Origin of the sequence: Occultella aeris (genome assembly GCF_902703175.1) — a bacterium.
Lineage (GTDB): Bacteria > Actinomycetota > Actinomycetes > Actinomycetales > Beutenbergiaceae > Occultella > Occultella aeris.
Window position 1 is genome coordinate 89542 of record NZ_CACRYJ010000068.1, and the last position, 12745, is coordinate 102286.

Below are 12745 nucleotides of genomic sequence, written 5' to 3' on the forward strand. Positions count from 1 at the left end.
GCGCAAGTGATTGGGGACTGTCAATCGATGGCGCTGCGGTGACGCACGACTGGAGCCGGAGCGGGTGTGGTTCGTTGCCGACGCACCGGTCAGCAGTTCTCCGCCCCTCAGAAGTGGTCGCGGATGTGTACCTGGCCGGGGCCGAACAGGTGGTCGATCACCTGGTCGGCCTCGGTCGGGCCGCTCAGGTGCCCGACCAGGCGCAGGTTCGCGCAGGACTGCACCCCCGCCCAGGCCAGGGCAAGCCCCTGCGGTGTGAACGTCGTGACCTGCTCGGGCGAGCCCGGGCCGGCCGCCACCCGCGCGCAGTCGATCGCTCCGCCGTCGACCCGCACGTCGTACACGCCGTTCATCGAGGCGAGCCGGTCCCCGGCGACCGCGAACCTCGCCCGCGCCGAGCCGTGCGAGCGGCGGGCCGCGAACGCCCCGGCGACGTCGTCGACACGGAGCATGTACCCCTCGGTGCGCACCTGCCGCCACGCGGCGGACGGCAGCACCAGGCGGGCGGGGTCCGCCCCGGAGGTCTCCAGCTTGATCGTCTCGATGATGGAGGAGAACGAGCCGAGCACCCGCCACAGCTCACGGTAGGCGTCCGGGGTCAGCGCGAGCAGGTCCTCGACCTCGAGCGGGTCGCGCTCGTCCGGTCCGCGAGTCCAGCTGACGTAGCCGACGACGGCGCCGCTCGCGTCGTGCGCGACGCTCACCCCGGTGAAGGCGTCGACGACCTCGGCGTCCGTGGCCGGGAAGGACACCCCGCGGCGGCTCAGCGGGCCACGCTGGAGCGAGGCCCACGCGTCGTAGACGGCTCGCGCGGCGGGGATGTCCGCGGCGCCGGCGCGACGCGTGGTGACGCCGGTGCCGGGCCGCACGGCAGCGGCCGCCGTGGTCGGCACCTCGACGGTGTCCGCGGCCCCGATCTGCTCGTAGCCGAACCGGCGGTAGATCCCGGGCGCCGTGGGGAAGAGCGTCGAGATGACCTCGCCGCGCTCGCGGGCCCCGCCCAGCACCCGCTCGAACAGGGCCTCGAGCAGTCCCCGGCCGCGGTACTCGGCCGCCACGGTGACGCCGGCGATGCCGCAGGTGGGGATCGAGGCGCCGTCCCACCAGGACTCGTACTCGCGGCCGATGACGCGGGCGGCGAGCCGGTCGTCGTCGAAGGTGCCCCACAGGTGCATCCCGGCCGGGTAGGAGACCGGTTGTGGGGCGGTCAGGCCGCCTGCTGGCATGCCGAAGGCCTCCGCGCCGAGGCGGCGGCTGGCCGCGATGTCGTCGGGGCCGAGCTCCCGCGTGGTGAAGGTCATCGGGCCAGCGTAGGGGGCGCGGAAACCGAACGTGTGCGGCGCGCGCAGTTGGTGATGTCCGGTCAGGACAGTAGTTTGGCGGGGTGAGTACCGAAGCCTCCGACACCAGGACCGAACGCGACTTCCCGGTGCCCCAGCCGTTGAACGGTCACGGTCCGGCTCGGATCATCGCGATGTGCAACCAGAAGGGCGGGGTGGGCAAGACCACCACCACGATCAACCTGGGTGCCACGCTGGCGGAGTACGGCCGCAAGGTGCTCATCGTGGACTTCGACCCGCAGGGCGCGGCGTCCGCAGGACTCGGGGTGGCCGCCCACGAGCTCGACGACACCATCTACACGGAACTGATGGCGGCGAAGCCGGACGTGCACCAGGTGATCCGGGAGACCGGCGTACCGAACCTGGACCTGATCCCCGCGAACATCGACCTGTCCGCGGCCGAGGTGCAGCTGGTCAACGAGGTGGCCCGGGAGCAGGCCCTCGGCCGGGTGCTGCGCCCGATCACCGACGACTACGACGTCATCCTGATCGACTGCCAGCCCTCGCTCGGACTGCTCACGGTGAACGCGCTGACCGCCGCGCACGGTGTCATCATCCCGCTCGAGACCGAGTTCTTCGCGCTGCGTGGCGTCGCGCTGCTGGTCGAGACGATCGACAAGGTGCGCGACCGGCTCAACCCGCGCCTGCACACCGACGGCATCCTGGCGACCATGTACGACGCCCGCACGCTGCACTCGCGGGAAGTGCTCGCCCGGGTGCGGGAGGCGTTCGGTGACACGGTGTTCGACACGGTGATCACCCGGACCGTGAAGTTCCCGGACGCATCCGTGGCGACCGAGCCGATCACCACCTACGCCCCGAACCACGCAGGTGCGTACAACTACCGCAAGCTCGCCCGCGAACTCATCTCCCGTGGCGACGTCGCCTGAAGACACCCTCGCCGGCGACACGCCCACCGACGAGGCGGTGCGGCGGGCCACCTTCGAGGTGAGCCTGGTCAACTTCTCGGGTCCGTTCGACGTGCTGCTCTCGCTGATCGCGAAGCACAAGATGGACGTGACCGAGGTGGCCCTCGCCGTCGTCACCGACGATTTCATCGCGCACATCCGCGCGCAGGAGGAGTGGGACCTGTCCCAGGCGAGCGAGTTCCTGGTGATCGCCGCGACCCTGCTGGACCTGAAGGCGGCCCGGCTGCTGCCCCGGGGCGTGGTGGACGACGCCGAGGACCTGGAACTGCTCGAGGCCCGAGACCTGCTGTTCGCACGGCTGTTGCAGTACCGGGCGTTCAAGGAGGTCGCCGGGCACCTGGACGCCGAATGGGTCCGGATGGGCAGGTCCTACCCCCGCAGCGTGGCCCTCGAGGCGCGGTTCGCGGCGCTGTTGCCTGAGCTCGTGATGCAGGTGGGCCCTGCCGAGCTGGCCGCACTGGCCGCGACGGCGCTCGCCCCGAAGGCCCCGCCACCCGGCGTGGACCTCAGCCACCTGCACAACCCGGTGGTGAGCGTGCGGGAGCAGGCGGCCCACATCGTCGACCGGTTGCGCCGGTCGGGATCGCTGTCCTTCCGGGCCCTCACCGATGACGCCGACGGCACGAACGTGGTCGTGGCCCGGTTCCTCGCGCTGCTGGAGCTGTACCGGGAGAGCGCCGTCGCGTTCGATCAGGCCGACGCGCTGGGGGAGCTGACCGTGCGCTGGACCGGCGCCGACGAGGGGGACGTCGCCGTCGAGGACGACTACGAGGACGGACCGGTGGTGCCGCAGGACGAGGCCGACCCGGCCGGAGCGCCCGACCCGGCCGGAGAGCAGGAGCAAGGATGACCGAGTTCACCACGGAGCCGAGCGAGACCGACGGTGCGTCCACCGCGGCGCCCCCCGGCGAACGCCCAACAGGGGAGGACCTTCCCGCGGACGAGGGCTCAGCAGCGGAGCCCGCTGCGCCGGCCGCAGCCGGTGTCCTGGACGCCCCGGGCGGGCTGCACGCGGCGCTCGAGGCGATCCTCATGGTCACCGAGACCCCGATCGCCGCCGCCCAGCTGGCCACGGTCCTGACCGTTCCCGAGGTCGAGGTGGCCGAGGCGCTCGCGGACCTGGTCGCCGACTACACCGGTGGCTCCCGGCCACGCGGCTTCGAGCTGCGGGAGGTCGCCGGCGGGTGGCGGTTCTACTCCGCGCCCGCGTTCGCCGCGGCCGTGGACGCGTTCGTGCTGGATGGGCAGACGGCCCGGCTCACCCAGGCCTCGTTGGAGACCCTGGCCGTGATCGCGTACCGTCAGCCGGTGGCCCGCGGTCGGATCGCGGCCATCCGCGGTGTGAACGTGGACTCGGTGGTGCGGACCCTGCTCACCCGTGGTCTGATCGAGGAGGCGGGTACCGACTCCGAGAGCGGGGCGATCCTGTACCGGACCAGTTCCTACTTCCTCGAGCGGCTCGGGCTCCGTTCCCTGGAGGACCTCCCGCCACTCGCCCCCTACCTGCCCGATATCGACGCGTTCGACGACATTGACGGAGCCACCCGATGACCCCCCGATCCCAGCGACCGAACAATCCGCCCAGAGATGTCCACGACCCCGACGGTGTCCGCCTCCAGAAGGTGCTCGCCGGCGCCGGCCTCGGTTCCCGCCGGGCCTGCGAGGACATCATCACCGCCGGCCGGGTCACCGTCGACGGTGTCCAGGTGCGCGAACTCGGCGTCCGAGTGGACCCGACCACCGCCGTCATCCACGTGGATGGGGACCGCGTGCAGCTCGACGACAGCGTCGTGACCATCGCGCTGAACAAGCCCTTCGGCGTCTACTCGAGCATGCGCGACGAGCAGGGCCGCCCCGACCTCGCCCAGTTCGTGGCGGATCGGACCGAGCGGATGTTCCACGTCGGCCGCCTCGACGCCGAGACCGAGGGCCTGATCCTGCTCACGAACGACGGCGAGCTCGCGCACCGGCTCACCCACCCCTCCTACGAGGTCGCCAAGACCTACCTGGCCGAGGTCGACGGCCGGGTCGCGCGTGGACTGGGCCGCCAGCTCATGGAGGGCGTGGAACTCGAGGACGGCCCCGTGAAGGTCGACTCCTTCAAGGTGCTCGAGACCACCCCCGGTGCCTCCATCGTCGAGGTCGTGCTGCACGAGGGCCGCAACCACATCGTGCGTCGCATGTTCGAGGAGGTCGGCCACCCCGTGGTCAAGCTCTCCCGCACCCAGATCGGCCCGATCCGCCTCGGTCACCTCAAGGTCGGGCGCACCCGGGTCATCGAGGGACGCGAGCTCGGGTCCCTGATGTCCGCGGTCGGCATGTAGCCAGGCCCGTGGAGACGCAGGCGCCGGACACCGCCGGCCTGTACCGCCGGTTCGCGCGGCTCGAGGCCCGCGGTTCCTCGCCGATCTACGAGGCGCTCTGCCTCGCGATCGCCGAGTCGGCGCCGACGCTCGCCGTGCTCGCCTCGCTGCCGCGCCACAAGCGCCAGCCGAACCTGCTGCTCGGCGCACTGCGCTGGTTCGGTGCGCCCGTCGAGGAGCCGACGGCGGCCCTCGCCTTCATCGCGGACCGCGCCGAGGACCTGCGCTGCTTCATGCTCGACCACGCCACCCAGACGAACGAGGTGGCCCGGTGCGCGGTGATGCTGCCCGCCCTCGCGCTCGTGCCCGGCCCGGTGGCCCTGCTCGAGCTCGGGGCGAGCGCCGGGTTGTGCCTGCTCCCGGACCGCTGGTCCTACGAGTGGACCCGGCCCGATGGGAGCCTGGTGCGTCTCGGCTCCGGTGGGCCCGACCAGGTGAGCGTGGGCGCCAGGGTCAGCGGGCCGGCGCCGCTGCCGACGGTGATGCCGGACGTGGTCGCCCGACTCGGCCTCGACGCGAATCCGATCGACGCCGCCGCCCCGGACCAGCAGCGCTGGCTGGAGTGCCTGATCTGGCCGGAGCACACCGAGCGGGCCGAACGGCTGCACGCCGCTCTGGCGGCGGCCGCCGCCGACCCGCCCCCGATCCGGACCGGACTCTTCCCGGCCGACGTGCCGGCCGCCGTCGACCACCTGCACGAGCGGGCACCCGGGGCGACGGTCGTGGTGCTGCACAGCGCCGCCGTCGCCTACGCCGATGCCGACGCCCGCGCCCAGCTTGCCGCGGTGTTGGCCGTGCTCGACGTGCGCAGGCTCGGCCTGGAGGGCGCCCAGGTGACCCGTGACCTCGGCCTGGCGGGTGTCCCCGACGCCGGCGGGCGCTTCGTGCTCAGTCTCGACGACCGCGTCCTGGGCACGGCGGATCCGCATGGCCGCGACCTGGACTGGTCCGAGGCCGACGGCCGGCACGCGGACCTGGACCGGCCGCGGAGCTGGTCGCACCGCTGATGCGCCGGGGTGGCCACCGCCGACGGTAGGGTGAGCCCTCGTGAACGCCGAGCCGAGCAACGTCGCTGCGACCCACGGTCCGGTCCGGATCGTCGGCGCTGGGTTGCTCGGTGCCAGCATCGGGCTCGGCCTGTCCGCGCAGGGGGTCCCGGTCACGCTCTCGGACGCCTCGCCCACGGCGCAGGCCCTGGCCCGGGATGTGGGTGCCGGGGCGATCGCACGGACGGAGGACGCGGTCCCGACGCTCGTCGTCGTGGCGGTGCCGCCCGACGTCGCCGCGCAGGTCGTGGCCGGCGAGCTGCGGGCATACCCCGGCGCCGTCGTGACGGACGTGGCGAGCGTGAAGTCGGTCATCCTCGCCGAGCTCGTTGCGATGGACTCCCTCGACCTGAGCCGCTACGTCGGGTCGCACCCGATGGCCGGCCGGGAGCGCTCCGGGGCCGGGGCGGCCTCCGCGGACCTGTTCGTCGGACGGCCCTGGGTGATCACCACCCGTGCCGGCCTGCACCCCCAGGCGCTCCTGGCCGTGCGGTCCCTGGCCGTGGACCTCGGCGCCGGCCCGGTGCAGATGACTCCGGCCGAGCACGATGACGCGGTAGCCCTGGTCTCCCATTTACCGCAGCTGATGGCCTCCCTCACCGCCGGGCGGCTGGTCGAGGCACCGGAGGCGGCGCTCGGCCTGGCCGGCCAGGGCCTGCGCGACGTCACCCGGATCGCCGCGAGCGACCCGCGGCTGTGGTCGGCGATCCTGACCGGGAACGCCGCCGCTGTGGGTACGCACCTGCGTGGCGTCCGTGACGATCTGGACGGGCTGCTCGAGGCCCTGGACCGGGCCGCCGTCGACGGGCCGCTCGCACTCGGCGCGATCGCCGGCATGGCCGGCGTGATCTCCGCCGGCAACGACGGTGCTGCGCGGATCCCCGGCAAGCACGGCGGTCTGCGCAAGCGCTACAGCGAGGTCACCGTGCTGGTACCCGACGAGCCGGGTGAGCTCGGTCGGCTGTTCACCGAGATCGGTGAGATCGGCGTCAACATCGAGGACTTCCAGATGGAACATGCCACCAGGCAGAGAGTGGGGATGGCGATCGTGTCGGTGATCCCGGCGTCGGCTACGACGCTCGAGGTGGCGTTGGAGGAGCGGGGCTGGCGCGTGGTGGCGCCGTGACGGCGCTGGTGGTGGCGATCGACGGACCGTCCGGCACCGGCAAGTCCACGATCAGCCGGCGGATCGCCGCCGAGTTCGGCCTCGCCTACCTCGACACCGGCGCCATGTACCGGGCCGCCGCCTGGTGGTGCGTGCGCGAGGGCATCGACCTGGCCGACACGGCCGCCGTCGCCGCGCAGGTGCGTGAGCTACCCCTGCAGATCGGGACGGACCCGCGTGAGCCTAGCTTCGCCGTCGGCGGCGAGGACGTGAGCGTCGTGATCCGAAGCACCGAGATCTCCACGATGGTCAGCGCCGTCGCGACGAACCTGGACGTGCGCGCGCAGCTGCAGGACCGTCAGCGTGCCGCGATCGCCGCCGAGCAGCGCCCGGACGGGTTCTCCGGCGGCCGTGGCATCGTGGCCGAGGGGCGGGACATCACCACGGTGGTGGCCCCGGACGCGCAGGTGCGGATCCTGCTCCTCGCGGACGAGGCGGCCCGGCTCGCCCGCCGTGCCAGGGAACTGCACGGAACCACGGACTCGGCCGCACTGGAGGCGACCCGGGACCAGGTGGTGCGTCGCGACGCGGACGACTCCACCGTCTCCAACTTCACCACCGCTGCGGACGGTGTCCTGACCGTGGACACCTCCACGATGACCCTGGAGGAGTCCGTGGACACCGTGCGTGGCATCGTCACCCGGGCCCTGGCCACGATCGAGGAGGGCGCCCGATGACGGAGCCGAAGGACGCCGGCGCCGCCAGGTCCGCGAAGCCGGCCGGTTCGCCCGGTCAGATCGTCACCCCGGACGACATCCGGCGCTGGGGCCCGGTGTGGTCGCGCCGGGTGGGCTGGATGCTCGCCCACGTGTTCTGGAACACGACGGTCATCGGGGCCGAACACATCCCGCGGACCGGGCGGCTGCTGATCGCGGCGAACCACACCGGCGTCATCGACGGGCCGTTGCTGCACGGCGTGATCCCGCGCAGTTCGCACATCATCATCAAGGAGGAGATGTTCTCCGGGATCATCGGCTTCCTGATGCGTGGCGCGGGTCAGATCCCGGTGGACCGCAAGAACGGCCGGGCCGCCCTGCAGACGGCGCTCGCGCTGCTCAAGGAGGACCGGCTCGTCGGGGTGTTCCCCGAGGGCACCCGCGGGCGCGGTGACGTCAAGGACACCAAGGCCGGAATCGCCTGGCTCGCCGTGCACTCCGGTGCCCCGGTCGTGCCGGCGGCGATCCTTGGCACTCGGCCCACCGGCAAGAAGCCCGGGCACATCCCGTTCTTCCGGACCCGGTTGCACGTGGTGTTCGGGGAGCCGTTCGTCGCGGCCGATCCGGCCACGGGGAAGGGCCGCAAGGCCGTGGCCGAGGCGATGGAGACCATCCAGACCCGGATGAGCGAGCACGTCCACGCGGCGTCGGAGCTGACCGGCGTGGAACTGCCGGGGAGCACCGAGATCTGAGTTCCCCCAGATGCGCCCGGGCCGCTGTGGGCGCACGCTGAAGTGACCCGGCGGTACGAGACACGCACCGCTCGGGCAATTGCGGAGGGAGCAGGTATGCCTGGCAGGAAGAGTCCCGGACCGAGCGTGAAGGACCCCGAGCTCTACGAGAAGCTCCGTGACGAGGGCAACTCGAAGGAGAAGTCCGCCCGGATCGCGAACGAGGCGGCGTCCTCGTCCCGGTCCAAGGTGGGCAAGCGCGGCGGCACGGCCGAGGACTACGAGGACCGGACCGTCTCCGAGCTGCGCGAGCGCGCGAAGGAGATCGGAATCGAGGGCCGCTCGAAGATGAAGAAGTCCGAGTTGATCGACGCACTGCGTAACCACTGACGGCGCGCGAGGGTGGCGGACACGGCGGCGCGTTAGGTCATCGGGCGTCGAGCGGGAACAATGGGCGGGTGAACGAGCAGCAGAACGACCCGTCAGCCCCCGCCGAGTTCCCGCGCGCCGCCGTCGATGACCTCGACGCAACGGCGGCCGAGCAGCGCGACGAGCGCTACGACGTGGCCGACACGACCGACGACGTCCAGCGCGCCGATGCGCTCCGGGCCGGACTGTCAGACTACGACCTGGACGAGGCGGACCTCAGTCTGCTCGAGCAGGGCGAGGGCGACGGCGTCGACTCGGGCGCCAAGGGCCCGTTGCCCGTGCTCGCGGTCATCGGGCGCCCGAACGTGGGCAAGTCGACCCTCGTGAACCGGATCCTCGGCCGCCGTGAGGCCGTGGTCCAGGACGTCCCGGGCGTCACCCGGGACCGCGTCGGCTACGCGGCCGACTGGGCCGGGCGCAACTTCACCCTGGTGGACACCGGCGGTTGGGAACGTGACGTCAAGGGGCTCGCCTCCCGCGTGGCCGACCAGGCCGAGATCGCGATCGAGCTCGCCGACGCGGTGCTGTTCGTGGTGGACGCCACCGTCGGTCCCACCGACACCGACTCCTACGTCGTGAACCTGCTCCGTCGCGCGAACAAGCCGACCATCCTGGTCGCGAACAAGGTTGACGACCAGCGTGGCGAGGCCGACGCGGCGATGCTGTGGTCGCTCGGTCTCGGCGAGCCGTTCGTCGTCTCGGCGCTGCACGGGCGCGGGGCCGGCGACCTGCTCGACGCCGCCATGGCGCTCCTGCCGGAGGTCTCTGCAGTCGGTACCCGGATCCCCGAGGGCGGTCCGCGCCGGGTCGCCCTGATCGGCCGGCCGAACGTGGGCAAGTCCTCGCTGCTGAACGCGATCACGCGCACGGACCGGGTGGTCGTGGACAGCGTCGCCGGTACCACGCGCGACCCGGTCGACGAACTCGTCACGATGGGGGACCGGGCCTGGTGGTTCGTGGACACCGCCGGTATCCGGCGCCGCGTGCACCAGACCTCCGGCGCCGACTTCTACGCCTCCCTGCGCACCCAGGGCGCGCTGGAGAAGGCGGAGGTCGCCGTCGTGCTCGTCGACGCGAGCACCCCGATGACCGAGCAGGACATCCGCGTGGTGCAGCAGGTCATCGATGCCGGCCGGGCCCTCGTGATCGCGTACAACAAGTGGGACCTGATGGACGAGGACCGGCGCCCGTTCCTTGAGCGCGAGATCGAGCAGCAGCTCGTCCAGGTGCAGTGGGCGCCGCGTGTGAACTTCTCCGCGAAGACGCGCTGGCACGTGGACCGGCTCACCCGCGCCCTGGACACGGCACTGGCCTCCTGGGACACCCGCATCCCCACCGGGCGTCTGAACGCGTTCCTCGGCGAGCTGACCGCGGCGCACCCGCACCCTGTGCGCGGTGGCAAGCAGCCCCGGATCCTGTTCGCCACCCAGGCGAGCACCCGGCCGCCGCGGTTCGTGGTGTTCGCGAGCGGATTCCTCGACCCCGCCTACCGACGGTTCATCGAGCGTCGGCTGCGGGAGACGTTCGGATTCGAGGGCACCCCGATCGAGATCAGCGTCCGGGTCCGGGAGAAGCGCAAGCGCTGAGGCACGTCGGGCCGGCCCGCCGGGCGGTCAGGGACGGCGCGCGGACCGGGCCGGCAACCTGGTCAGCGCAACACCTGCCAGGCACAGCGCCCCACCGGCGAGCACGACGGCGGTGGGCACCTCGCCGAGGAACGCCCAGGACAGCAGCACCGAGCAGAGCGTGGCCACGTATCCCACCAGGGCGGCGCGCCCGGCGGGCAGCCGCCGCAGCGCGTAGGCCCAGGTGAGGAACGCGATGGCGGTCGGGAACAGGCCGAGGTAGACGGTCCCGGCCACGGCGCCACCAGGGGTGGTCGGCAGCGCGGCCAGCAGCGCCGGCGCGAACGGGAGCAGCACGATCGTGCCCACCACCGCGCCCAGCCAGGTGGCCCGTAACCCATCGAGGTCACGCAGCAGCACCTTCTGGATCAGCACGGACACGGCGTACAGCAGCGCCGCCAGCAACGCCAGCGCCAGCCCGGCTGGATCCAGCCCGCCGGGCCCGCGTCCGCTCAGGGACATCAGCGCCACGCCGGCGAACGCCACCACCGTCCCGATCAGCACCGGGCGCGGGAACCCCTCGCCGAGGAACACGCCGGCTCCGACCGCGATCAGGATCGGCGCCGTGTTAACCAGCATCGCGGCCGTGCCGGCGTCGATGGAGCGTTCCGCGGTGTTCAGCACGAGGTTGTAGCCGCCGAACCAGAGGGCGCCGTACAGGCCGACGAGCAGCAGCACCCGGCCCCGCGGCAGGCCACGCAGCCCCCCGGCGCGTAGCGCCAACGGGGTCAGCGCCAACGCCGCCACGCCCACCCGTGCCAGCGCCATCGGGCCCGGCGCGAACTCCGCGCCCACGCCGCGGATCACCACGAACGCCGAACCCCACAACAGGGCGGTGACCCCCGCGGCGACCAGGGCGAGACGCGGGATCGAGGTGCGGGGCGCCGTCGGGCGGGCAGGTCCCGAACCGGTGCGAGTAGTGGGGGAGGCGACCATGGACACCATCCTGCGACCTATAACCCGTAAGGACAAGCACGGCTTTCTGCACCATTCGTAAGCAGCGCTGTAGTATCGCGGCATGCTCGACATCCACCGCCTGCGCATCCTGCGATCCGTCGCGGCCACCGGCTCGGTCAGCGCCGCCGCCGCCCTGCTCGGCTAGAGCCCGTCCGCGATCAGCCAGCACGTGAGCGCGCTGCAACGCGAGACCGGCCTGCGCCTGACCGAACGAGCCGGCCGCGGCATCAACCTGACCGCGGCCGGGCGGGCCCTGGCCGCCGAAGCCGAACACGTGATGGTCTCGCTGAGCGGGATGGAGTCGCTGGTCGCGGACCTTCGAGCAGGCCGGGTGGGCACGCTCTCCCTCGGCTACTTCAGCAGCGCCGGCACCGCCTGGATCCCCACCGTGGTGGCGGCTCTGGTGCAGGAGTTCCCCGAGCTGCGGGTGGACCTTGGCCTGAACGACGTGGGCGGTACGAACACCGCCGGCGCGGACGTGGAGATCGTGGTGGACGAGCAGTACGACGCGGTGCTCGGCGGCTACCGGGTGCACCCGCTGATGCGCGACGAGTACCTTGCCATCCTGCCCCGGACGCACCCGGCGGTCGCGGTCGGGCAGGTCCCGCTGGCCGACCTCGCCGGGGAGCGCTGGGTGGACAGCGATCCCTACGCCGGGTACTGCCGGCAGGTGACGATGAGTGCGTGCGCCGAAGCAGGCTTCACCCCGCAGTTCCGGGTGCAGGCACCCGAGTACGCCACCGCGATCTCTTTCGTGGCGGCCGGGGTTGGCGTGGCCGTGATGCCCTCGCTCGCCGTCGGGCTGCTGCCCGCGAACGTGCGGGCCGTGCCCGTGGTGGCGCCGGCGCCGTCGCGCCGGATCGGGGTCGCGGTCAAGGACTCGGCGGCTCAGCACCCCGCCGCGCTCCGGGTCGTGGACCTGCTCAAGGAGCAGGTGGGCGCGCTCACGCGCGCCTGATGTTCGGCGGCGGTCGGCGCCCGGCTTGCGGCAGTGGCCGCCCGGGATGAGCCTTGGGACCATGCGCGCACGTACTCTGCTTGCCACGTCCCTGGCCACTGCTGCCACCGCCGTCGCAGGTTCGGTGGCGACGGATCCGGATGGCGACTGGTTCCGTTCCCTGGACCTGCCCGACTTCTACCCGCCGGCGGCGACCTTCCCGATCGTCTGGACCGCCCTCTACACGGACCTGGCCGTGGCCGGTGCCGTAGCGATCGACGCCTGCACCGACCCGGCCGAGCGGGCAGCGCTGCGGCGCTCGCTCGCCGTGAACCTCGTCCTGAACGGCACCTGGAGCTGGCTGTTCTGGCGGACCCGCCGCCCGTGGCTGGCGACCGTCGAGTGCCTCGTCCTCGCCGGCCACTCGGCACTGCTCGTCCGCCGGATCCGCCGGGTGCATCGAGGCGCGGCCCGCGCGCTCGTGCCGTATCCGCTGTGGTGCGCATTCGCGACCGTCCTGAACGCGACCATCGCGGGCCGCAATCCGCGCGACTGAGCGAACCGGCG

Annotated in this window: 14 protein-coding genes; 12 read left to right on the top strand and 2 right to left on the bottom strand. The window is 72.4% G+C overall.

What is annotated here, in order from left to right; all coding sequences use genetic code 11:
- Nucleotides 1-107: 107 nt before the first annotated feature.
- Nucleotides 108-1301, bottom strand: coding sequence for a GNAT family N-acetyltransferase (locus HALOF300_RS24145; protein WP_156743437.1), 1194 nt, complete (start codon nt 1299-1301; stop codon nt 108-110).
- Nucleotides 1302-1384: 83 nt separating this feature from the next.
- On the opposite strand from HALOF300_RS24145, the gene HALOF300_RS24150 reads away from it, so the two are divergent.
- From HALOF300_RS24150 to der, 10 genes are all read left to right on the top strand, one after another.
- Nucleotides 1385-2230 (top strand): ParA family protein, encoded by an 846-nt coding sequence (locus HALOF300_RS24150; protein WP_231955727.1) that lies wholly within the window; start codon nt 1385-1387, stop codon nt 2228-2230.
- On the top strand, nt 2214-3119 hold the full coding sequence (locus HALOF300_RS24155) for a segregation and condensation protein A (RefSeq protein ID WP_408637022.1): 906 nt from the start codon (nt 2214-2216) through the stop codon (nt 3117-3119). The genes HALOF300_RS24150 and HALOF300_RS24155 overlap by 17 nt, the downstream gene beginning before the upstream one ends.
- Nucleotides 3116-3820: an SMC-Scp complex subunit ScpB gene (gene scpB, locus HALOF300_RS24160; RefSeq protein ID WP_156743439.1), complete on the top strand. Its 705-nt coding sequence runs from the start codon at nt 3116-3118 to the stop codon at nt 3818-3820. Before HALOF300_RS24155 ends, scpB begins: the two co-directional genes overlap by 4 nt.
- Nucleotides 3817-4593: a pseudouridine synthase gene (locus tag HALOF300_RS24165; protein ID WP_156743440.1), complete on the top strand. Its 777-nt coding sequence runs from the start codon at nt 3817-3819 to the stop codon at nt 4591-4593. The genes scpB and HALOF300_RS24165 overlap by 4 nt, the downstream gene beginning before the upstream one ends.
- Nucleotides 4594-4601: 8 nt before the next feature.
- Nucleotides 4602-5639: a DUF2332 domain-containing protein gene (locus HALOF300_RS24170; protein ID WP_156743441.1), complete on the top strand. Its 1038-nt coding sequence runs from the start codon at nt 4602-4604 to the stop codon at nt 5637-5639.
- A 40-nt stretch (nt 5640-5679) separates the two neighbouring features.
- Complete coding sequence (locus tag HALOF300_RS24175) at nt 5680-6804, top strand: prephenate dehydrogenase (RefSeq protein ID WP_156743442.1); 1125 nt, start codon at nt 5680-5682, stop codon at nt 6802-6804.
- Entirely contained in the window at nt 6801-7520 is a 720-nt protein-coding gene (gene cmk / locus HALOF300_RS24180) for a (d)CMP kinase (RefSeq protein ID WP_156743443.1), read from the top strand. The genes HALOF300_RS24175 and cmk overlap by 4 nt, the downstream gene beginning before the upstream one ends.
- Nucleotides 7517-8251 (top strand): lysophospholipid acyltransferase family protein, encoded by a 735-nt coding sequence (locus HALOF300_RS24185; protein ID WP_156743444.1) that lies wholly within the window; start codon nt 7517-7519, stop codon nt 8249-8251. The genes cmk and HALOF300_RS24185 overlap by 4 nt, the downstream gene beginning before the upstream one ends.
- 96 nt (nt 8252-8347) lie before the next feature.
- Nucleotides 8348-8620 carry a DUF7218 family protein gene (locus HALOF300_RS24190; RefSeq protein ID WP_156743445.1) on the top strand — a complete coding sequence of 91 codons (273 nt, stop codon included), beginning with the start codon at nt 8348-8350 and terminating at the stop codon, nt 8618-8620.
- A 173-nt stretch (nt 8621-8793) separates the two neighbouring features.
- Nucleotides 8794-10245 (top strand): ribosome biogenesis GTPase Der, encoded by a 1452-nt coding sequence (gene der, locus HALOF300_RS24195; RefSeq protein ID WP_231955758.1) that lies wholly within the window; start codon nt 8794-8796, stop codon nt 10243-10245.
- 27 nt (nt 10246-10272) lie between these two features.
- Here the strand turns inward: der and HALOF300_RS24200 are convergent, their stop codons facing one another.
- The gene (locus tag HALOF300_RS24200; RefSeq protein WP_156743447.1) at nt 10273-11220 is read right to left on the bottom strand and encodes a DMT family transporter; all 948 of its coding nucleotides are present in this window, start codon (nt 11218-11220) and stop codon (nt 10273-10275) included.
- Between the two features lie 178 nt (nt 11221-11398).
- On the opposite strand from HALOF300_RS24200, the gene HALOF300_RS24205 reads away from it, so the two are divergent.
- Both HALOF300_RS24205 and HALOF300_RS24210 read left to right on the top strand, forming a co-directional pair.
- Nucleotides 11399-12199 (top strand): LysR substrate-binding domain-containing protein, encoded by an 801-nt coding sequence (locus HALOF300_RS24205; protein WP_269455329.1) that lies wholly within the window; start codon nt 11399-11401, stop codon nt 12197-12199.
- A gap of 61 nt (nt 12200-12260) precedes the next feature.
- Nucleotides 12261-12734: a TspO/MBR family protein gene (locus HALOF300_RS24210; RefSeq protein ID WP_156743448.1), complete on the top strand. Its 474-nt coding sequence runs from the start codon at nt 12261-12263 to the stop codon at nt 12732-12734.
- Nucleotides 12735-12745: the final 11 nt, after the last annotated feature.